Origin of the sequence: Bacillus paralicheniformis (genome assembly GCF_002993925.1) — a bacterium.
Classification (GTDB): domain Bacteria; phylum Bacillota; class Bacilli; order Bacillales; family Bacillaceae; genus Bacillus; species Bacillus paralicheniformis.
Genome location: NZ_CP023665.1, coordinates 2,512,141 through 2,533,890, shown reverse-complemented (window position 1 = coordinate 2,533,890; position 21,750 = coordinate 2,512,141). Strand labels below are relative to the sequence as shown.

The 21,750-nt window shown below is 46.0% G+C and carries 25 protein-coding genes; 23 read left to right on the top strand and 2 right to left on the bottom strand.

The features are described from left to right. The first annotated feature begins 51 nt into the window (after positions 1 to 51). The 17 genes from spoIIM to CP943_RS12875 all read left to right on the top strand — a co-directional run bounded on the left by spoIIM (position 52) and on the right by CP943_RS12875 (position 12,793). A complete protein-coding gene (gene spoIIM / locus CP943_RS12955) occupies positions 52 to 708 on the top strand; it encodes a stage II sporulation protein M (protein ID WP_026579353.1) in 657 nt (218 codons plus the stop codon). A gap of 118 nt (positions 709 to 826) precedes the next feature. Further along, positions 827 to 1,276: a ferric iron uptake transcriptional regulator gene (fur, locus tag CP943_RS12950; protein WP_003183178.1), complete on the top strand. Its 450-nt coding sequence runs from the start codon at positions 827 to 829 to the stop codon at positions 1,274 to 1,276. A gap of 120 nt (positions 1,277 to 1,396) precedes the next feature. Then, entirely contained in the window at positions 1,397 to 1,621 is a 225-nt protein-coding gene (locus tag CP943_RS12945) for a YqzK family protein (RefSeq protein WP_023855929.1), read from the top strand. 6 nt (positions 1,622 to 1,627) lie between these two features. After that, positions 1,628 to 2,518, top strand: coding sequence for a site-specific tyrosine recombinase XerD (xerD, locus tag CP943_RS12940; RefSeq protein WP_023855928.1), 891 nt, complete (start codon positions 1,628 to 1,630; stop codon positions 2,516 to 2,518). Positions 2,519 to 2,711: 193 nt separating this feature from the next. Then, positions 2,712 to 3,896, top strand: a complete 1,185-nt coding sequence (gene deoB, locus CP943_RS12935) for a phosphopentomutase (RefSeq protein WP_043054372.1) — start codon at positions 2,712 to 2,714, stop codon at positions 3,894 to 3,896. 20 nt (positions 3,897 to 3,916) lie between these two features. Further along, positions 3,917 to 4,723, top strand: a complete 807-nt coding sequence (locus CP943_RS12930; protein WP_031304985.1) for a purine-nucleoside phosphorylase — start codon at positions 3,917 to 3,919, stop codon at positions 4,721 to 4,723. A 157-nt stretch (positions 4,724 to 4,880) separates the two neighbouring features. Next, entirely contained in the window at positions 4,881 to 6,053 is a 1,173-nt protein-coding gene (locus CP943_RS12925) for a D-alanyl-D-alanine carboxypeptidase family protein (protein WP_020452034.1), read from the top strand. 93 nt (positions 6,054 to 6,146) lie between these two features. Continuing rightward, positions 6,147 to 6,500, top strand: a complete 354-nt coding sequence (spoIIAA, locus tag CP943_RS12920) for an anti-sigma F factor antagonist (RefSeq protein WP_020452033.1) — start codon at positions 6,147 to 6,149, stop codon at positions 6,498 to 6,500. After that, entirely contained in the window at positions 6,497 to 6,937 is a 441-nt protein-coding gene (gene spoIIAB / locus CP943_RS12915) for an anti-sigma F factor (RefSeq protein WP_020452032.1), read from the top strand. The genes spoIIAA and spoIIAB overlap by 4 nt, the downstream gene beginning before the upstream one ends. Before the next feature lie 12 nt (positions 6,938 to 6,949). Next, positions 6,950 to 7,717, top strand: coding sequence for an RNA polymerase sporulation sigma factor SigF (gene sigF, locus CP943_RS12910; protein WP_020452031.1), 768 nt, complete (start codon positions 6,950 to 6,952; stop codon positions 7,715 to 7,717). Positions 7,718 to 7,869: 152 nt separating this feature from the next. Further along, positions 7,870 to 8,490, top strand: coding sequence for a stage V sporulation protein AA (locus CP943_RS12905; protein WP_020452030.1), 621 nt, complete (start codon positions 7,870 to 7,872; stop codon positions 8,488 to 8,490). Beyond that, complete coding sequence (locus CP943_RS12900; protein ID WP_025811211.1) at positions 8,480 to 8,905, top strand: stage V sporulation protein AB; 426 nt, start codon at positions 8,480 to 8,482, stop codon at positions 8,903 to 8,905. The genes CP943_RS12905 and CP943_RS12900 overlap by 11 nt, the downstream gene beginning before the upstream one ends. Positions 8,906 to 8,918: 13 nt before the next feature. Continuing rightward, on the top strand, positions 8,919 to 9,368 hold the full coding sequence (spoVAC, locus tag CP943_RS12895) for a stage V sporulation protein AC (protein ID WP_020452028.1): 450 nt from the start codon (positions 8,919 to 8,921) through the stop codon (positions 9,366 to 9,368). Between the two features lie 12 nt (positions 9,369 to 9,380). Next, positions 9,381 to 10,400 (top strand): stage V sporulation protein AD, encoded by a 1,020-nt coding sequence (gene spoVAD / locus CP943_RS12890; RefSeq protein WP_020452027.1) that lies wholly within the window; start codon positions 9,381 to 9,383, stop codon positions 10,398 to 10,400. Position 10,401: 1 nt separating this feature from the next. Then, entirely contained in the window at positions 10,402 to 10,752 is a 351-nt protein-coding gene (spoVAE, locus tag CP943_RS12885) for a stage V sporulation protein AE (RefSeq protein ID WP_020452026.1), read from the top strand. 6 nt (positions 10,753 to 10,758) lie between these two features. After that, positions 10,759 to 11,361, top strand: a complete 603-nt coding sequence (locus CP943_RS12880; protein WP_043054370.1) for a stage V sporulation protein SpoVABEA — start codon at positions 10,759 to 10,761, stop codon at positions 11,359 to 11,361. Beyond that, complete coding sequence (locus CP943_RS12875) at positions 11,321 to 12,793, top strand: spore germination protein (RefSeq protein ID WP_020452024.1); 1,473 nt, start codon at positions 11,321 to 11,323, stop codon at positions 12,791 to 12,793. Before CP943_RS12880 ends, CP943_RS12875 begins: the two co-directional genes overlap by 41 nt. A gap of 44 nt (positions 12,794 to 12,837) precedes the next feature. On the opposite strand, the gene CP943_RS12870 is transcribed toward CP943_RS12875, so the two are convergent. Continuing rightward, a complete protein-coding gene (locus CP943_RS12870) occupies positions 12,838 to 13,161 on the bottom strand; it encodes a hypothetical protein (protein WP_026579354.1) in 324 nt (107 codons plus the stop codon). Positions 13,162 to 13,526: 365 nt separating this feature from the next. Here CP943_RS12870 and lysA point away from each other — a divergent pair, with 365 nt between their 5' ends. Next, a complete protein-coding gene (lysA, locus tag CP943_RS12865; RefSeq protein ID WP_020452022.1) occupies positions 13,527 to 14,846 on the top strand; it encodes a diaminopimelate decarboxylase in 1,320 nt (439 codons plus the stop codon). 259 nt (positions 14,847 to 15,105) lie between these two features. Next, a complete protein-coding gene (locus CP943_RS12855) occupies positions 15,106 to 15,966 on the top strand; it encodes a poly-gamma-glutamate hydrolase family protein (RefSeq protein WP_105981057.1) in 861 nt (286 codons plus the stop codon). Here CP943_RS12855 and CP943_RS12850 read toward each other — a convergent pair. After that, positions 15,963 to 16,859, bottom strand: coding sequence for a DUF1002 domain-containing protein (locus CP943_RS12850; protein ID WP_095291671.1), 897 nt, complete (start codon positions 16,857 to 16,859; stop codon positions 15,963 to 15,965). The genes CP943_RS12855 and CP943_RS12850 overlap by 4 nt on opposite strands. Before the next feature lie 336 nt (positions 16,860 to 17,195). Here CP943_RS12850 and CP943_RS12845 point away from each other — a divergent pair, with 336 nt between their 5' ends. The 4 genes from CP943_RS12845 to CP943_RS12830 all read left to right on the top strand — a co-directional run bounded on the left by CP943_RS12845 (position 17,196) and on the right by CP943_RS12830 (position 21,658). Then, positions 17,196 to 17,633, top strand: coding sequence for a peptidylprolyl isomerase (locus CP943_RS12845; RefSeq protein ID WP_020452019.1), 438 nt, complete (start codon positions 17,196 to 17,198; stop codon positions 17,631 to 17,633). Positions 17,634 to 17,862: 229 nt separating this feature from the next. Continuing rightward, positions 17,863 to 18,993, top strand: a complete 1,131-nt coding sequence (locus CP943_RS12840; RefSeq protein WP_043054368.1) for a Rap family tetratricopeptide repeat protein — start codon at positions 17,863 to 17,865, stop codon at positions 18,991 to 18,993. Next, the gene (locus tag CP943_RS12835) at positions 18,983 to 19,252 is read left to right on the top strand and encodes a hypothetical protein (RefSeq protein WP_105981056.1); all 270 of its coding nucleotides are present in this window, start codon (positions 18,983 to 18,985) and stop codon (positions 19,250 to 19,252) included. The genes CP943_RS12840 and CP943_RS12835 overlap by 11 nt, the downstream gene beginning before the upstream one ends. A 216-nt stretch (positions 19,253 to 19,468) precedes the next feature. Further along, the gene (locus CP943_RS12830) at positions 19,469 to 21,658 is read left to right on the top strand and encodes an RNA ligase (protein ID WP_105981055.1); all 2,190 of its coding nucleotides are present in this window, start codon (positions 19,469 to 19,471) and stop codon (positions 21,656 to 21,658) included. Positions 21,659 to 21,750: the final 92 nt, after the last annotated feature.

Sequence of the window (21,750 nt, the reverse complement as noted above, 5' to 3'; positions counted from 1 at the left end):
TTTCTCTCATACAATCTATTAAAATCAAAAGCACGTCTGGGAGGAAGATACATGCGGAAGCCCACAATCAAAGAGCTCATCTTTCAACATATGAAGGATCATCTGTCAATCTATTTATTTGTTTCAGTGCTGTTTTTAATGGGTGTGATTTTCGGCGCGGTCATCGTCAACAGCATGACGATCGGTCAAAAAGAAGATTTGTTCTACTATTTGAATCGATTTTTTGGACAGCTTTCCGAAGGAAAAGCAGCCAGTTCAAAGGAAATGTTTTTGCAAAGCTTTCTTCATAATATGAAATATTTAGGCTTAATGTGGATTCTCGGGATTTCCATCATCGGCTTGCCCGTCATTTTTATCATGGTCTTCTTAAAAGGGATCGTCGTCGGATTTACAGTCGGCTTTCTCGTCAATCAAATGGGAATCAACGGCTTTTTCCTGTCTTTTGTCTCCGTGCTCCCGCAAAATATGCTGCTGATCCCAGCTTACTTGATCATGGGGACTTGCGCCATCGCCTTTTCGATGAGGCTCATCCGCCAGCTTTTTGTCAAACGCAGCCTTGCAGAAGCGCCTGTCCATTGGTTTGGCCGGTACGCTTTTGTGCTCGTCCTGATTCTCGCGATGTCTCTTATATCCTCTTCCTTTGAAGCATATCTTTCGCCGGTGTTGATGGAAAAGCTGACGGAGTACGTCTTGCCGAAACAGCATTAATTTATAATGATTATTAAAAAATATTCATTTTGTTTCTCAATTTATAATGATTATAGTTGGCTCCCTGCGCTTGTTTTGTTATAATAAGCTAGGTAATGCGGCGTAGGAGGGAAAGTCAATGGAAACACGTATTGATCGGATTAAAAAGCAACTGCATTCTTCCAGCTATAAACTCACCCCTCAGCGCGAGGCTACTGTAAGGGTGCTGCTTGAGAATGAGGAAGACCATTTAAGCGCAGAAGATGTATACCTCCTCGTAAAAGAGAAATCTCCTGAGATTGGTCTTGCGACAGTATATCGGACTCTTGAACTGTTAACTGAATTAAAAGTAGTGGATAAAATCAATTTTGGCGACGGTGTGTCAAGATATGACCTCCGTAAAGAAGGTGCCGCACATTTCCATCACCACCTTGTTTGCATGGAATGCGGTTCGGTTGTTGAAATTGAAGAAGATTTGCTTGAAGACGTGGAAGAAATCATTGAAAAGGATTGGAAATTTAAAATAAAAGACCACAGGCTGACGTTCCACGGCATCTGTCATGACTGTCAGCAAAAGGAATCGGAATAGTCTAAACCGGAGAGAACCCTTTCAGCCATGAGCGGGTTCTTTTTTGATTCAGACGTATAAAACTTGTCTCATTTGGCATAAGTTTTAGTAATCGAATCAAAAGAAGGGACCTGAAACCGTATGAAAATGCTGAAAACGGCTGCCGATATGATCAAGGTGTTCGTGCTGTTTACCGGTTTTACCGTCTTGTTTTATTATGCTATGATATGGATAAATTCAGAGTATGAAAACTATCATCGGTATGATAAACCTGAAGGAGCAGCCCTCAAGGTCGCCTCGATGGAAGGGGACGAGCAGGGCAGCTGGTTTAACCGGTTAATCTTTTTTTATTTGAACGGGGAGTAGGATAGCGTGAAAGTTCATATTAAAGACTTTATCCACTACGCCGTTGTTGAACGGGGGCTTTCCCACAACACGGTTGTGAGCTATGAACGGGATTTGAACAGCTACGCCGCCTATTTAGAGGAACAGGAGCAGCTGAGCTCTTTTGACCAGGTGACAAGGCTTACCATCATCCAGTTTTTAAAGCATTTAAAAGACGCCGGAAAATCCGGTAAGACGATTGCGAGGCATCTCGCTTCCATCCGCAGCTTTCACCAGTTTCTGCTGAGGGAAAAAGTAACAGCCCAGGACCCGTCCGTCCATATTGAGTCACAAAAAACGGAACGGACGCTCCCGAAGGTGCTGTCATTACAGGAAGTCGAAACGCTTCTCGATACGCCGAAGCTGACGGGGCCGTTCGGCTACCGCGATAAAGCGATGCTGGAATTACTGTATGCGACAGGAATCCGCGTCAGCGAGATGATCGCATTAAAGCTGTCCGATGTCCATTTATCGATGGGCTTTATCCGCTGCTTCGGGAAAGGAAGAAAGGAGCGGATCGTTCCGCTCGGCGAAGCGGCGTCACATGCGGTCGGCGAATATCTGTCAAAAGCGAGGGGAAAGCTTTTGAAAAAAAATTCCGAAGACGCCCTGTTTCTGAATCACCACGGCAGACAGATGAGCCGGCAGGGGTTTTGGAAAAATTTAAAGAAAATCGCCTTGGAAGCGGGAATTAATAAAGAGCTGACGCCGCACACACTGAGGCACTCATTCGCCACACACCTGCTCGAAAACGGAGCCGATCTCCGGGCCGTTCAGGAAATGCTCGGACACGCCGACATTTCGACGACGCAAATTTATACACATGTGACGAAAACAAGGCTGAAAGACGTATATAAGCAATACCATCCCCGTGCATAGCCTAAAAGAACAGGCGAAAGCACGGTTTTTCATGTTGAGTGAGCAGCAAATTGCGGGAAGTTTCTCACTATTCCCGTTCGTATTGTCAACTGTTGTGTAAACGGTTTATACTTGGCTAATAGCGGTATTTTGGTTTTTTTATGCCAAGCGTGACAGCCTACAGCTGACAGAAAGAAAAAAAGGAGGCCGACAAATGCCTGCATTTGATTACAACCGCGTATTTTTAATTGTGATGGATTCCGTTGGAATCGGCGAGGCGCCTGATGCCGATCAATTTAATGACAAAGGCGCAGATACATTGGGCCATATTGCCGAACACATGGGAGGCATCCGCCTGCCGAACATGTCGAAGCTCGGACTCAGCAACATCCGAGAAATCAAAGGTGTCGAAAAGGCAGAAGAGCCGCTTGCCTATTACGGCAAAATGAAAGAAGCCTCAAACGGAAAAGATACGATGACTGGTCATTGGGAGATAATGGGACTTTACATAGACAAACCTTTCCAGGTGTTTCCCGAAGGTTTTCCGGACGAATTGATCCATGAACTTGAACAGAAGTCCGGAAGAAAAGTGATTGGAAACAAACCTGCATCAGGCACTGCGATTTTGGATGAGCTCGGTGCGGAGCATATGGAAACCGGCGCGCTGATCGTCTACACCTCAGCGGACTCCGTTCTGCAGATTGCCGCACACGAAGAAGTCGTGCCTCTCGAGGAATTGTACAAAATCTGCGAGATCGCGCGCGAGCTTACGCTTGACGAGAAATATATGGTCGGACGCGTCATTGCGAGGCCGTTTGTCGGCAAGCCGGGCGAATTTAAACGGACGCCGAACCGGCATGATTATGCGCTGAAGCCGTTTGACAGAACCGTAATGAATGAATTGAAAGATGACAGCTTTGATGTGATTGCGATCGGCAAAATCTCCGATATCTACGACGGCGAGGGCATTACGGAATCGCTTAGAACGAAATCGAATATGGACGGGATGGATAAGCTGGTGCAAACGCTTGACAAAGATTTTACAGGGATCAGCTTTGTAAACCTCGTGGACTTTGACGCGCTGTTCGGGCACCGCCGCGATCCTGAAGGTTACGGAAAAGCGCTCGAGGAATTCGACGCGCGCCTTCCTGAAGTATTTGAAAAGATGCGTGAAGACGATCTGCTCATCATTACCGCCGACCACGGCAATGATCCGGTTCACCATGGCACAGACCATACAAGGGAGTACGTGCCGCTTCTTGTATACAGCAAAAAGCACGAAAAGCCCGGTGCGCTTCCGCTCGCAGATACATTCGCGGACATCGGCGCGACGATTGCCGACAACTTTAAAACGAATATGCCAAAGTACGGAAAAAGCTTTTTATCCCTGCTGAAATAGGAGGAAACGACGTGAAACAGATGATTGCAAATGCCGCAGACTATATTAAAAGCAAAACAGAAATCAAACCGGCGGTCGGCCTGATTTTGGGATCGGGCCTTGGCGTGCTTGCTGATGAGATAAAAGACGCCGTTCGCATTAAATATGAAGACATCCCGGATTTTCCTGTTTCCACTGTTGAAGGGCATGCCGGACAGCTTGTCATCGGCAGACTTGAAAATGTGCAAGTCGTCGCGATGCAAGGGCGTTTTCATTTTTACGAAGGATATTCAATGGACAAGGTAACCTTCCCGGTACGTGTCATGAAAGAACTCGGGATCGAGACTTTAATTGTGACCAATGCCGCAGGCGGCGTCAATGAATCGTTCCGTCCCGGCGATTTGATGATCATATCCGATCATATCAATTATATGGGAACGAATCCGCTGATCGGGCCGAACGATTCCTCGCTGGGTGTCAGATTCCCTGACATGTCATCCGCATATGATAAGGAACTGCGCCTCTTGGCGAAAAAAACAGCCGAAGAATTGAACATCAGTGTACAAGAAGGGGTTTACACAGCCGTCACAGGACCTACATACGAAACGCCTGCCGAAGTGCGCTTCCTCAGAACGATCGGATCGGATGCCGTCGGCATGTCGACGGTTCCGGAAGTCATCGTGGCAAAACATGCGGGCCTTCGCGTGCTCGGCATTTCGTGTATATCAAACGCGGCAGCCGGAATCCTCGATCAGCCGCTCTCCCATGACGAAGTGATCGAAGTCACCGAAAAAGTAAAAGCCGACTTTTTGCGGTTTGTTAAAGCGGCCGTCGCCAAAATCGGCTAAAACCGCTGCGAAGTTGAAATGTGAGCCAATGCAAGTTCAAATAAGAACCTGCATTGGCTCTTTCTTTTTGCCTGATGAGAAATTTTTTCCAAACAATCCGTATAAATCCAACTGGATTGGAAAAAATAGAGAGGATTACGAAATGGAGGTCTGGGTGATGAAACGTCATTTATCCAAATTGCTGATTTTTACGATAATCCTGATGACTGCGCCGCCGGCGTTTGCAAAAGAGAGCGAAAAGAAACCGTCGGAGCTTGCTGATGACGCAAAATCTGCCGTTTTAATCGAGCGGGATACCGGTAAGGTGATGTATGACAAGAACAGCCGTGAAAAGCTTCCCCCGGCCAGCATGACAAAAGTGATGACCATGCTGTTGATCATGGAAGCTCTTGATGAAGGCAAGATCAAAATGAAAGACAAAGTCAGAACAAGCGAGTATGCCGCTTCAATGGGGGGATCGCAAATTTTCCTTGAGCCTGGCGAAGAAATGACGGTTGAAGATATGCTGAAAGGGATCGCCATCGGATCGGGTAATGATGCCTCTGTGGCAATGGCAGAGCATATTGCCGGATCTGAAGAGGAATTTGTCAAAAGAATGAATGAAAAAGCCGCTGAGCTCGGCCTCAAGGATACATCTTTTCAAAATACGACAGGTCTGCCTGAAGAAGGCCATTACAGCACAGCCTATGACATGGCACTCATGGCGAAAGAGCTTTTAAAATATGAAAACATCACGAAATTTACGGGAACATATGAAGACTATCTGAGAGAAAACAGTGATAAAAAATTCTGGCTCGTCAACACAAACCGCCTCATCAAATTTTATCCCGGCGTTGACGGAGTCAAGACCGGCTTTACAAATGAAGCAAAGTACTGCCTGACAGCTTCAGCGAAAAAAGGAAACATGCGCGTCATCGCTGTCGTTTTTGGTGCCAGTACGCCAAAAGAACGAAATGCCCAAATCACAAAAATGCTTGATTTTGCATTCAGCCAATATGAAACGCATCCGATGTATAAACGCAATGAAATCATTTCCGATTTGAAGGTCAATAAAGGCCATGAGCAAAAAATAAACCTTGTCACATCGGAACCGATTTCCCTTTTGACGAAAAAAGGCGAAAATATCGAAGCTGTTAAAAAAGAAATCAAACAGAAGGAAGATATCCAGGCCCCTGTCAAAAAAGGCACAGAGCTTGGGACGCTCGTATTGAAAAAGGACGGAAAGGTTCTCGCTGAAAGCCCTCTTGTCGCGGAAAAAGACATGGATAAAGCAGGGATGTGGACGATGTTCAAGCGGACGATGACCCACTGGACGAAGTGGAGTGAATAATGCCGAACGGTCACTAGTTTTGTCACGGTGAAGGAATTTATAAAGTCTGAAGCGAAACACTCATTATCCGATTTAAACCAAGGAGGAATGAGGATGAGCCTCGGAATCGATATTCACGTCAAAGAATCCGTACTATGCATTCGGTTGACAGGTGAACTCGATCACCATACAGCAGAAACCTTGAGAAAACAAGTCAGTGACCATCTGGAACAATCCGGCATTCGCCATATTGTCATGAATCTTGCAGACCTTTCGTTTATGGACAGTTCAGGACTTGGCGTCGTGCTCGGCAGATATAAGGAGATTAAACAGCTCGGCGGAGAAATGATCGTCTGCGCCATTTCTCCTGCTGTCAAACGTTTATTTGATATGTCCGGGCTGTTTAAAATCATTCGCCTTGAGCAATCAGAGCAGCGTGCACTTGAAACGTTGGGGGTGGCGTCATGAAAAATGAAATGAATATCCAGTTCACGGCACTCAGCCAAAACGAATCGTTTGCACGGGTGACAGTCGCTGCTTTTATCGCTCAGCTCGACCCGACGATGGATGAACTGACCGAAATTAAAACGGTCGTATCCGAAGCGGTCACAAACGCGATCATACACGGTTATGAAAACTCAGGGCAGGGAGACGTATACATTTCCGTCACCCTTCATGATCATATCGTCTACTTAACGATTCGTGACGAAGGAGTCGGCATCCCTGATCTTGAGGAAGCGCGCCAGCCCCTGTTCACGACAAAGCCTGAACTCGAGCGGTCGGGAATGGGCTTTACGATCATGGAAAATTTCATGGATGATATCTCGATCGACTCCTCACCTGAGATGGGAACCACAATACACTTAACAAAGCACTTATCAAAAAGCAAAGCGCTTTGCAATTAAGGGAGATTTGTTATGGATGTGGAGGTTAAAAAAGAAAACCAGAACACTCAGCTTAAAGACCATGAAGTGAAAGAACTGATTAAAAACAGCCAGAACGGCGATCAAAAAGCAAGGGACCTCCTCATAGAAAAAAACATGCGTCTTGTTTGGTCTGTCGTTCAGCGTTTTTTGAACAGAGGCTATGAGCCTGATGACCTCTTTCAAATCGGCTGCATCGGCCTCTTGAAGTCGGTGGACAAATTCGATCTTTCCTATGACGTTCGGTTTTCCACCTACGCCGTCCCGATGATTATTGGCGAGATTCAGCGGTTTATCAGAGATGACGGAACCGTCAAAGTGAGCCGCTCGCTGAAAGAACTCGGCAACAAAATCCGGCGGGCAAAAGACGAGCTTTCCAAGTCAAACGGACGGATTCCGACCGTTCAGGAAATCGCCGATTATCTCGAAATCAGTTCGGAAGAAGTCGTGATGGCTCAGGAAGCGGTCCGCTCTCCCTCATCCATTCATGAAACGGTTTACGAAAACGACGGAGACCCGATTACACTTCTGGATCAAATCGCCGATCAGTCGGAAGAGAAGTGGTTCGATAAAATCGCTTTGAAGGAAGCCATCAAGGATTTGGATGAACGGGAAAAGCTGATTGTTTATTTAAGGTATTACAAAGACAAGACGCAATCTGAAGTTGCCGACCGCCTCGGCATATCCCAGGTGCAAGTGTCGAGGCTTGAAAAAAAGATTTTAAAGCAAATCAAAAACCAGATGGATCAATTTGAAAGCTGAGGCTGCTCGGATGTCTAATGAAAAACCGGAACGCTCCAAAAAAGAGTGTTCCGGTTTTTTTGTGGTAATTTATGGTCTTTTGCCGCTTGCTGAATGATAAATGGGATGTACTTCATACTACAACTATAACCATCATATAGGAAGTGACCCAGATGGAACGTCAAGTTTTTATCAGACTCCGCCACCGGCTTGAGGCCGATCCCGATGAATTGATTCTGCTCGGCCATATCGCACAGGTAGCGGGCGACCGCCGATACAAAGAAAAGCTTGAACGGCTGCCTATTTATCAGGTCAGCAAAGCGGATCAAAGCATGGTGGTGTTGGACGTGATGAAGGTGATCGAAGCTGTACATAAATCGTTTCCTGACCTTGACGTCCAAACCGTCGGCGGTTCCGAAACAATCGTGGAGATCCAATATCCGAAAAGGGGGCTGTCTCCCGTACTGTTCGTCGGCGTCTGGCTGCTCCTGTTCGTCGGTGCCGGCCTTGCTGTCATGAACTTTCATGAAGATGTCAGCATGAGGGACGTACACATCTTGCTTTACGAAATGGTGACGGGCAAGGAGAACCGCTATCCATACCTTTTGCAGATTCCGTACAGCATCGGTCTCGGTCTCGGCATGATTTTGTTTTTTAATCATTTATTTAAAAAACGGTTTAACGAGGAGCCGAGCCCTCTGGAGGTCGAGATGTTTAAATATCAGCTTGATTTGGACCATTATGTGGCATTGCACGAAAACAAAGAAACGACAAAGGATATTCATGATCATTAGCGTGATCTTTATCATCTTTCTCGGACTCGCAGGAGGGATTGCGGTTGGATCTGGATTTGTCGCTTTTCTTACCGTGCTTGGCATTATCCCGAGACTGACTCAGCTGACGAAAACGCAAGGGTTTATCCAGGCGTATGAATGGGCTGTCATTCTGGGCGCGGTGTTCGGAGGATGGGAATCGCTGAACATGTCCCGCTTTTTTTTATCCAAATGGCTGCTTGTTCCGATCGGCCTTTTTGCGGGCGTTTTCATCGGAATGCTTGCAGCGGCGCTGACAGAAGTGTTGAACGTGCTTCCGATACTGGCGAAACGCATCGGTATGGGGGACAGGATTTTGATACTTTTAATGGCCATTGTGTTCGGGAAGATCCTTGGCTCGATGTTTCAATGGCTCATTTTTGTTCATTTGTCATAAAAGGAGGAATATGATGTCAAGTTTGAAAGATAATTACCAATCGAAAGTCAAAGCTTATCAGCCTACGCCGCCTTATGTCCTGAACTGTATCAAGGCTTTTCTTGTCGGTGGTCTGATCTGTACGATCGGCCAGGCTCTCCAGAATTTTTATATGGCCGTATTCCACTTTGATGAAAAAACAGCTGGAAACCCGACGGTTGCTACGCTCATCTTAATCTCCGCTCTGTTAACAGGCCTTGGCGTCTACGACAGAATCGGCCAGTTTGCCGGCGCTGGTTCCGCCGTTCCGGTTACAGGGTTCGCCAACAGTATGACGAGTGCAGCCCTTGAGCATAAAAGCGAAGGCTATGTTCTCGGCGTGGGGACAAACATGTTCAAGCTTGCCGGAAACGTCATCGTGTTCGGCGTTGTGGCCGCTTATATTGTGGGAATGATCCGCTTTGCCTTTGACAAGTTGTTTTAGGAGGAAAACATCATGAAATTAACTGGAAAACAAACATGGGAGTTCGAGAACCCGCTGTTTGTTAACTCGAGCGGAACAGCGGTTGGACCTAAAGAAAAAGAAGGTCCGCTTGGACACTTATTTGACAAAACCTATGATGAAATGCACTGCAACCAGAAAAACTGGGAGATGGCAGAGCGCAAGCTGATGGAGGATGCGGTTCAGACTGCGTTATCAAAACAAAACCTTAAAAAGGAAGACATCGATATCTTTTTGGCAGGCGATCTGCTCAACCAAAACGTGACAGCCAACTATGTGGCGAGGCATTTGAAAATTCCTTTTCTTTGCTTATTTGGAGCATGCTCGACATCAATGGAATCGATCGCGATCAGTTCGGCATTGATTGACGGAGGTTTCGCAAAGCGTGCCCTAGCGGCAACCAGCAGTCATAATGCTACTGCTGAAAGGCAGTTTCGCTACCCGACGGAATACGGCGGCCAAAAGCCGGGAACCGCTACATCCACAGTGACCGGAAGCGGAGCAGTCGTCCTCAGTCAGCAGCCAGGCGGCATCAAAATCAGCAGTGCAACCGTCGGAAGAGTTATCGACTTGGGGATTACCGATTCGCAGGATATGGGTTCGGCGATGGCCCCCGCTGCGGCGGATACGATCAAGCAGCATTTAGAGGATCTGGGACGCACCCCTGATGATTACGATTTAATTTTAACCGGTGACCTTTCAGGTGTCGGCAGCCCGATTTTGAAGGATTTGTTAAAAGAGGAAGGAATCAATGTCGGGACAAAACATAATGACTGCGGACTGATGATCTATACGCCTGACCAGCAGGTTTTTGCAGGCGGAAGCGGATGTGCTTGTTCCGCTGTCGTCACCTTTGGCCACATTTTTAAAGAAATTGAAGCGGGAAGGCTGAACAGAGTGCTTGTTGTAGCGACAGGCGCCCTTTTAAGCCCGACGATCGTCCAGCAAAAAGAATCGATACCATGCATTGCCCATGGCGTCGTATTTGAACGGGCCGAAGGGGGGAACGCTTAAGATGGAATATGTCATTGCTTTTATTGCAGGAGGATTGATTTGCGTCATCGGCCAGCTTTTGCTTGATATCTTTAAAATGACGCCGGCTCATGTCATGTCAACTTTTGTCGTATCAGGAGCGATCCTTGACGGTTTCGGCCTTTACGACCGTTTTATCGAATTTGCCGGTGCCGGGGCTACAGTCCCGATTGTCAGCTTCGGCCATTCTCTTTTGCACGGCGCGATGCACCAGGCTGAGGAACATGGCTTTATCGGAATCGGCATGGGGATATTCGAACTGACATCTGCCGGTGTATCTGCCGCTATCTTGTTTGCTTTTCTTGTTGCCGTGATTTTTAAACCGAAAGGATAAAGGATAATGCCAGCAAAACGCAAGGTCATTTTGGTCACAGACGGCGATATATACGCTGCAAAAGCAATCGAATATGCGGCAAGAAAAACGGGCGGCCGCTGTATTTCCCAATCGGCGGGGAATCCAAGCATTAAAACGGGACCGGAGCTTGTATCCATGATCCTAGAAACCCCTCATGATCCTGTATTCGTGATGTTTGATGATTCCGGACTTCAAGGCGAAGGGCCGGGAGAGACAGCGATGAAATATGTAGCGATGCATGCCGATATCGAGGTGCTCGGGGTCATCGCCGTCGCTTCAAAAACTCATTATGCAGAGTGGACAAGGGTCGATGTATCAATCGATGCGGAAGGTGAACTGACGGAATTCGGCGTCGATAAACACGGGGTCAAAGAGCTCGATGTCAAACGAATGAACGGTGACACGGTCTATTGCCTTGATCAGCTGGATGTTCCGATCATCGTCGGAATCGGTGATATCGGTAAAATGAACAGAAAAGACGATGTGGAAAAAGGGTCGCCGATTACAATGAAAGCGGTCGAGCTCATTTTAGAAAGGAGCGGGTATCATGAGTGCTCAAAAGCAAGAGAAGACGAACGTATTCCTTGATCCTTCTAAGAATGAAGCGTATTTCAAGAAGCGGGTCGGCATGGGAGAAAGCTTTGACCTTGGCGTACGCAAGGTCTTTATCCTCGGCCATGAAGTTCAGCTTTATTATGTCAACGGGTTGTGTGACACCCAATACATCATTCACCTGTTAAGGGAACTGGTGCATCTCAATGATAAAGAAAAAGAGTCGGGCGAGGTCGAAGACATTGTCGAAAACAGGCTTTTGAACCAGCAGGTTTCAAAAGCAGAAACGCTTGATGAAGCGGTGGACCAAGTGCTGTCGGGCCTGGTTGCCATCATCGTCGAAGATGCGGGATTTGCATTTATCATTGATGTCAGAAGCTATCCGGGCAGAACGCCGGAAGAGCCTGATACAGAAAAAGTCGTACGCGGTGCAAGAGACGGGCTCGTCGAGAACATCATCGTCAACACAGCCCTGATCAGACGCCGGATCAGAGATGAACGCCTGCGCTATAAAATGCTTCATATCGGTGAACGCTCCAAAACAGACATCTGCCTTTGCTATTTGGAAGATGTTGCAGATCCCGATCTTGTTGAAGTATTAAAAAAAGAAATTGAAAATGTGAAGATCGACGGACTGCCGATGTCGGATAAATCGGTAGAGGAATTCATTGTCGGCCAAGGCTTCAATCCGTTTCCGCTTGTCAGGTTTACGGAAAGGGCAGACGTAGCCGCAAGCCATATTTTAGAGGGGCATGTCATCGTGATCGTCGATACGTCGCCAAGCGTCATCATTACGCCGACGACTTTGTTTCACCATGTACAGCATGCTGAGGAATACAGACAGACACCGGCTGTTGGGACGTTTTTAAGGTGGGTGCGGTTTTTCGGTATTTTGGCCTCCACCTTTTTGCTGCCGCTTTGGCTGTTGTTTGTCATTCAGCCGTCGCTCTTGCCTGATCATTTATCGTTTATCGGTTTAAACAAAGACACTCATATCCCGATTATCATGCAGATTTTCCTGGCGGATCTCGGCGTCGAATTTTTAAGAATGGCCGCCATTCATACGCCGACGGCGCTTTCGACTGCAATGGGCCTGATTGCTGCCGTATTGATCGGCGATATCGCGATCAATGTCGGCTTGTTTTCTCCCGAAGTCATTTTATACGTTTCCCTCTCGGCAATCGGAGCGTACACGACACCAAGCTACGAGCTGAGTCTGGCGAATAAAATGGTGAAGCTGTTTATGCTGATATTGGTGGCGCTTTTTAAAGTGGAGGGATTTGTCATCGGATTAACGATCTTAACTATAGTGATGACTTCGATCAGATCATTGCGGACGCCTTACTTATGGCCCCTCCTCCCGTTCAACGGAAAAGCGTTTTGGCATGTTCTCGTGCGCACTTCCGTTCCCGGGGGAAAAGTCAGGCCGAGCATCGTTCATCCGCGAAACCGCTCCAGACAGCCATGAAGACGGTACTCCAAGAGGCTTTTCCCCGGGGAAAAGCCTCTTTTTCAGTAATCGAATTCAGGGGTCCCGATGCCTCTGTATTCGTTCGCAGAGATCGCGACTGCCCGGAGACTGCAGATGTTGTTCTGTCTTCTGATCGGATAGACGACATACAACATTTCGCGGCCGGACGGGTCAAACGTTGACGAATGAAGGAAAACCTCGGTTCCTCTCCGCCAAAATCTCGTATTCGCCGGAGCTGTAATAATCTGCCCTTCATAAGGCTCGTAAATTCGCTGTTCATGATGTACAGCCGGCTGATAAGAGCCGTATACATCTTCCGGTGTATAGCCTGGAGCCGGGGTGTAGGGGTAACGGTTTGGATACATATGATAACCTCTTTCCCACTTCGTTTTTTTAGGTTTCATCTTTAAGATTATATTCAGGTAAATGCCTATTTGTATGGGCGATAATCTCGATTTTTCAGCTCTTTTTTTAACTGAATGGACGTTATGTATGCCTATTTCTATCAAGTGCTGTTTTCTGTTATTCTATAATCAATAGAATGGATTGGTTTTTTAGGGGATTATTCCCTTTGTAAATCAAGAAAATTTGGACAAATGGTGGTTTAGTTTTTAAAACGAAATGTTATAATACAACATAAGAATCGCACTATCATGAAGCCGGAAGATGCATCGGGCAGCAATCGGACCGCCCCTTGCACCTTTGTAGATAGAGAAAGAGGGAATGACAATTGTTTTTACATGGTACTAGCAGACGAAATGAAAGTGGACACCTCGAAATCGGCGGTGTCGATGTTCTATCATTGGCAGAAAGATATGGAACACCTCTTTATGTATACGATGTCGCGCTGATAAGAGAGCGCGCCCGAAAATTCCAGAAGGCATTCAGGGAAGCCGGTTTAAAAGCGCAGGTAGCTTATGCAAGCAAGGCGTTTTCAGCGGTCGCCATGATTCAGCTTGCCGAACAAGAGGGGCTGTCTCTGGATGTGGTATCGGGAGGAGAGCTTTTTACTGCGATCAAAGCAGGGTTCCCCGCTGAACGGATTCATTTTCACGGAAACAATAAGAGCCCTGAAGAACTAGCCATGGCTCTGGAGCATCAAATCGGCTGCATCGTGCTCGATAACTTTCACGAGATCGCCATTACAGAAAAGCTTTGCAAGCAATCAGGACAAACTGTAGACGTTTTGCTCAGAATCACACCGGGAGTTGAAGCGCACACGCATGATTATATTACGACGGGACAGGAAGATTCGAAATTCGGTTTTGATCTGCACAATGGGCAGGTCGAACAAGCCATCGAACAAGTCCTTCGCTCATCTGCGTTTAAGCTCCTCGGCGTGCACTGCCACATCGGTTCGCAAATTTTTGATACGGCAGGATTTGTTCTTGCGGCAGACAAAATCTTTGAAAAGCTCGCTGAATGGAGGGAGACTTACTCATTCATTCCGGAAGTGCTCAATCTCGGCGGGGGCTTCGGCATCCGCTATACAAAAGACGACGAGCCGCTCGCTGCCGATGTCTATGTTGAAAAAATCATCGAGGCGGTCAAAGCAAATGCCGAGCATTTCGGCTTTGACATCCCTGAGATTTGGATCGAACCGGGCAGGTCTCTTGTCGGAGATGCGGGAACCACACTGTACACGACCGGTTCGCAAAAAGAGGTGCCGGGCATTCGCAAATATGTGGCTGTTGACGGCGGCATGAGCGATAATATCAGGCCGGCGCTTTATGAGGCAAAATATGAAGCGGCCGTCGCCAACAGGATGAACGATGCTTGTCATGATACCGTATCAATTGCAGGAAAATGCTGTGAAAGCGGAGATATGCTGATTTGGGATTTGGAAATCCCCGAAGTTCGTGACGGAGATGTGCTCGCCGTTTTCTGCACCGGTGCATACGGCTACAGCATGGCCAACAACTACAACCGCATTCCGCGCCCGGCCGTCGTTTTTGTCGAGGATGGAGAAGCGCAGCTCGTCATTCAGAGAGAGACGTATGAGGATATCGTCAAGCTGGATCTGCCGCTGAAATCGAAAGTAAAACAATAAAAAATGGAGATTCCCTCAAGGGGGGTCTCCATTTTTTTATTCAAAAAGAATTTTTTCCCGTTTGCCGCATGAAGAATATTTCCCGGCCATCGGGCGGTGTTTTTTGCAAAAAAGATCATGACATGCATAGAACAGCGACCGGGCTGATTGTATATAATATTGGGAATTTAACAAAAATTTAACAAAGGAGATGGTAAAGGCAATGATCAAGGTGAAAAGGATGAGATTTGCTGATTTTGCGGATTTAGAGGCGGAGTAGATGAAACCGGCCAAAGTATCCCTACTCCACCGCATGCTCCAGTGCCTGAAGCAATGTGTTGATTGTAACATAGCGAAGTGTTTTACAGCAATAAACAGTTCTGTGAATATTTTATTAATTTCTGCTGTGATTTCATTCCCATATTCTGCTGCGGCTCATCCTGCAACACAGTCCGCTGATAAATATTCAAGCTTTGAAGAATTGAAGCGGAATGAAGATCCGGCGTCTTACCGAATGACGGAGAAGGACGCAAAAGTGCCGATGCTCATCATGGCGATCCATGGAGGCGGCATCGAACCCGGAACAAGTGAAATCGCCAATGAAGTGGCGAAAAATTATTCCTTGTACTTGTTTGAAGGGCTGAAATCATCAGGCAATAGGGCTCTTCACATTACAAGCACCCGTTTTGACGAGCCGGCGGCGCTCGCCATCACTGCGAGTCACCAGTATGTCATGTCGCTTCACGGCTATTACAGTGAAGACCGCGCTATTAAAGTGGGCGGGACAGACCGCGTTAAAATCAGAATATTGGTTGATGAGCTGAATCGCTCGGGGTTTGCCGCTGAAATGCTGGCGACGGACGACAAGTACGCCGGAACCCATCCGAATAACATCGCCAACAAGTCGCTTTCCGGGCTGAGCATTCAGCTTGAAATGAGCACAGGATTCCGCCAATCTTTATTTGATCGGTTCACGCTAAAAGACAGGGCAGCGACGCAAAACGAAACGTTTTACCGATTTACAAAACTGCTGACCGATTTTATTCACGAAAACTATGAAGAAGACGGAGGGGGCTTCCCCTCTGCAAAAATAAAACACCCCCTTCAATTGAAAAAGGAGGTGTTTTGGCGGTTGTGTTAACCGTTGGACTCTGAGGTGCCGCCGCCGGTGAATACGGAAACGATGGCATTCCACAGAGACACAAAGAAGTCGATCAGTTTTTGAAGGAAATTTTGTCCTTCTTCAGAATCCAGGAATTTCGTGATTTTATCTTTTGCTTTGTCAAGCTGGTCTCCAACCTGGTTCCAGTCGATATTAATATTTTTCATGTTATTAAATAAAGACATGAGAGATTTTTTCTGATCCTCTGTGAGCGTCACTCCCAGATCGGAAGCGGCGGAATCAATCGTTTTTTCCAATTCCTCTTTTGATTCGGGAACCCCGTTTTTCGAGATTTCTTCCTTGACTTTGGCCATCAGCGCTGATGCATTCTCACTGCCGATTTTCTCGCCAAGCGCTGAAGTGGTGACTAGCTCTTCATTCGCGACTTTTTTCACGTCTTCGGAGATCTTTTCGCCCGAAGTCGTTTCATAGGCTTTCATTAAACCGGTCAAAGCGGCTGTGCCTGATACTTCAAATGGTGCAGTGATATAGACTTTAGCGTCTTTTACACCGGCTGTCATCAGCGCGTTTAAATACATTTCATCCGTAATTCTGCTGATATTGTGTGTCTGCACTTCCAAACCGGTGCCTTTTTTCGCTACGGTAATCGAAGAAGAAGAAATCGCTCTTGTTCCGATTTGTGCTTTCGGTATATAATCCCCTAAATATTTATGCTCCTCATCATTTGTCACCTCGATGATGGTCGCATTTTCAGGCGCATTCATTTCTTTTAATACCTTTTGTCTGTCCTGGCTTGACAAGTCTTTCCCCAGCGTGACGATCACATCACCCACTGCGGCGTCAGCAAAGCTGACCTGCGGGAAAATGAGCAGACACAATGCTGTAAAGATTCCTAGTATCGATTTTTTCAAGCTCAATGCCCTCCTTAAAAATGCAGGCTTCAGGCAGAATTGCTGTACTTTTAAAGAAGCCTGCCGGAACGGAAATAATGCGTTCCGAAATATAGACGGATGAAAGATGAGAGAGGTTTCAAAGAAAAAAAGAGATCCATTTTTCTTCAAGTCAAATGCCCTCCGGGTATCGTATCACACGCTCTTTTATCATTCATGATTTTCACAGGCGATTCAACCTTTTTTTTAAATCTTTTACAAAAGTGATGCAAGAGCGCCGTTTATTTCAGGTAGATTGGCTCTGTGCTTCTTTGATATGATATAATGACCCTTGTGAAATGAAAGGAGAGAATCAAGATGGCTAAAAAAGGATACATACAACTGACAAACGGCAAAAAAATCGAGTTTGAACTATATCCGGAAGCGGCGCCGGGAACTGTCGCCAACTTTGAAAAACTTGCAAACGAAGGGTTCTATGACGGGTTGAAGTTCCACCGCGTCATTCCGGGCTTCGTCAGCCAAGGAGGCTGCCCGCACGGCACCGGAACAGGCGGACCTGGATATACGATTAAATGCGAGACAGAAGGGAATCCGCATAAACACGAAGCCGGTTCTCTCTCAATGGCTCACGCAGGAAAAGATACTGGAGGCAGCCAATTCTTTATCGTCCATGAGCCTCAGCCGCACTTGAACGGCGTACACACTGTTTTTGGAAAAGTCACATCAGGTCTTGATGCTGTCACTTCAATGGAGCAGGGACAAGGCATGGAAAAAGTCGAAGTATTTGACGCATAATTAGAAAGCGAAGAAACAGCCCGCTAAGCCGGGCTGTTTTTTTGTCTGAAACGGTGTTCATTTTCCAGATGCAATAGGACCAGGGACCGATTCTTCGACCGCGTTTTGCTAGGAAATGATGATCCTAATAAATAAAATAATTGTGAAAAAATGACCCTTTATGTAAAATATATTCAAGTGAAGAGCTAGAAAGAGAACGCAATCTGTATAAAAGGAAGGGGCGTAAGGGGTGAGCGTAAAAATCCCATCGACTGCAGTCGGCGTAAAAATTAATGACTGGTATAACGCGATACGCAAATTCAATGTTACGGACGCCGAAATGCTGAAGGCAGAAATTGAGCGCGAAATTTCTCAAATGGAAGAAGATCAAGACTTATTATTGTATTACGCCTTAATGGAATTCAGACACAGAATTATGCTTGATTACGTAAAACCATTGGAAGAAGGCGAAACCCCGCCTGACTTTTCTGAAATATTAAAAGATATCGAAGATGAACAAGGAAAGCTGACAGGCCTGCTTGAATATTATTTCAATTTTTTTAGAGGGATGTATGAATATAAAAACCATGATTATATTAAAGCGATCTCTTTTTACAGGCGCGCCGAAAAAAAGCTGCTGCATGTCGAGGACGAAATAGAGAGAGCAGAGTTTCATTTTAAAATGGCTGAAGTGTTTTATCATATGAAACAGAGCCACGTGTCGATGAATTATGCGCTTCAAGCGATTGAAACCTACCAGGCGCATGAAACTTACACGGTTCGGAGAATCCAATGCGAGTTCGTCATCGCAGGCAACTATGACGATCTGGATTCGAATGAAAAAGCGCTTTCGCATCTTGAAAAGGCGCTGAAGCTTTCACAGGAGAAAGGCCAGCTCATATTGGAAGGACACACCTATTACAATTTGGGTAACTGCTATTATAAGATGGGGGATTTTAATCGGGCGGCTGAATACTTTAACAGAGCTGCTGCGATTTATCAAGAAGAGTCATCAGATATTCTCCCAAAAGCGTTTTTTAGTCTTGCACATGCATATTTCAAGCTGAAGCAGCTGGAACAGGCGGATGACGCGTTAAACAAAGGGATTGACATCGCCCGGCGATCAGACGATTCGATCTATCTATCAAAATTTCATTTTTTGAAAGCCTTGTATCTTGATGATGACGGAAGAGCTCAAATGCTGGAAACTTTTCAGCTGCTCGGGTCAAAAAAGATGTATCCCGATATTGAGGACTTGGCATTGGAAGCTGCTGAATACTATAATGAAATTGGGCGCTTGAGCGACTCTGTTTATTTCTATCAAACGGTATTCAGTGCTCGAAAACAAATGAAAAAAGGGGACTGGTCGTATGAAATCTAAACTGTTGTTAACCGCCGTTGCTTCAGTAGCAGGACTTTCTCTGGCAAGTGCTGTGCTGATGACGCAAACAGATGGTATGAAAGTCGCCGAGAGAAATGTAACGTCCGCACCGACGCAAATCGCCGAGAGAAACGTAACGTCCACACCGGTGCAAATCGCTGAGAGAAATGTAACATCCACACCGGTACATGTTGCTGAGAGAAACGTAACATCTGCCAAAACGTCACCGATTCATATCGGAGAACGAAATGTAACATAATATTCCGTCAAAGGGCAGTGCTCGCTTATATGAGCACTGCCTTTTTTATGTCCGATAAAAAGAGGATAGGTGTGAAATAACACGTAAAAAGTCCCCTTTAGGGGATATTTTTTGTTTATTTTTTGAAACAAAAAGCAAATAAGGACGTATATTCTTAGAAGGAATGCTAAATTTTTTTATAATAAAACTTATCAGAACTAAATAAGGAGATCAATAATGAGGACTTTGGTACTGCTTAGAGGCTGCCCTGGCACCGGAAAATCAACCTGGATCAGGGATCATCAATTGAATCAATATACACTGTCTGCTGATCAGCTGAGGCTGATCTATCAGTCACCCGTGTTAAATTTGGAAGGGAAATACGACATTTCTCAAAAAAATGACGGAAAAGTATGGAAGCTTTTGTTCACCCTCCTTGAAGAAAGGATGGAAAGGGGGGAATTCACCGTTGTTGATGCCACACATGCGAAACCAAGCATGATTTCAAGCTATAAAGCTCTCGTTTTAAAGTATCGCTACAGAGCGTATGTGGTTGATTTTTCCGATATTCCGCTTGAGACCGCTCTGTTGAGAAACCGGGAGAGGGCTGAGCATAAGCGGGTGCCCGACAGCGTGGTTCACGCCATGCACGAGCGGATTTTAACCGAACCGGCGCCTTCCTGGACAACGGTCATCAAGCCGGAAGAATTTGACGATGTGATGCAGTATAAGCCGAGGCGGCTCGACAGTTATGAAAAAATACATGTGATCGGGGATGTGCACGGCTGTTTTACGGTGCTGGATTCTTATTTGAAAGGCAGACTCGAAGATGACGAGTTATATATTTTTACAGGTGATATGCTTGATAGAGGAATAGAAAACGCAAAAGTCGTTCAATTCCTGCTCAGTATCAAAGATCGTAAAAATGTGATTTTGCTCGAAGGAAATCATGATAAATATTTGAAGCAATACGGGCATGATGAAGAAACAAGAAGCAGCGTATTCAACAAGAAGACAAAACCGGAATTAGACGAAGCAGGCTTTGACAAAAAAGATATCAGGGAACTGGCCAGGCGCTTCCACCAAATTGTCTACTTCACGTATGGAGAAGATACTTACATCATCACGCACGGAGGTATTTCCGCGCTTCCTGACAACCTTCTGCTTACAGCTACCAGCCAGCTGATCAACGGTGTCGGCGGATATGAGACAGATATCGACCATGTCTTTACGAAAAATATGGAAGGGCGGAACATCATTCAAATCCACGGGCACAGAAACATGTTCCGGCTTCCAGTGCATGCAGCCGCAAAATCATATAACCTGGAAGGGCAGGTGGAGCACGGCGGGCATTTAAGGGTTGTCACCATCGATCGGTCTGGCATTCAAACACATGAGATAAAAAATGATGTGTTTAAAACGTCCTCTCCTTCGCTTGATTCTCATCACGAACACGAGGAGCTGACTGTCGACCATTTTCTAAAGCATTTGGACGAACACGATTATGTATCTGAGCAAAAATTAGCCGGAGGCATTTCCTCTTTTAACTTTACGAGGAAGGCTTTTCAGGAGAGAAAATGGGACAGCGTCAGCATGAAGGCAAGAGGGCTGTTTATCAACAGAAACACCAAGGAAATCGTCAGCAGAAGCTACAACAAATTTTTCAACATCGATGAACGCCTGACGACGAAAATGCATGTTCTCGTTAACACGCTGCGCTTTCCGGTCACTGTTTATGATAAGGCGAATGGATTTTTGGGAACGGTCGGCTACAATTCTGAAACCGATGAGCTAGTCTTCACCTCAAAATCTTATACATCGGCAAGCGGACAAAAAGACGGCCATGCGAAATGGGTGGAAGAGCTGTTTCACAAAACGTTTGACGCATCTCAGATTGAGGATATAAAAGAATATGTAAAAACACGCAATGTTTCGTTAGTGTTTGAAGTCGTGCTGCCAGAAAAAGATCCGCACATTATCGAGTACAAATCGGATAAGCTTGTCCTTCTCGACATTGTCAAAAGACAGATGAAATATGAAAAGCTGCCGTATGAAGATGTCCTCTGTTTTTCTGAGACATTTCGCGTAGAATGTAAGCAAAAAGTCATTTCTTTTGACCAGTGGACCGATTTTTATAAATGGTACCTATCTGTGTCAAATGACCCGTCGATTGAAGAGGAAGGATATGTGATTGAAGACTCGGCAGGATTTATGACAAAATTAAAACTGCCTTTCTATCAATATTGGAAGTTCGTGCGCGGTATCAAGCACAGACTCGGCGCGGCTGCTGGTCGCTCGCCCCATCACGAGGCCCTGTTCCATTCCGAGCATGTGAAGTTTCTCGCCTGGGCCAAAACGAAAGACAGCGAGTATCTTAAAAACCAGTCCGTTATCACCATCCGAAACGACTTTTACAGCGAAACCTAAAGTGAAGAAAACAGAACAAACGGTTTCTTGAAACATAGTTATTTAGACTCAATTTTCAAGCTTGTTTTCACTCACACACCCCTAAACCAGAA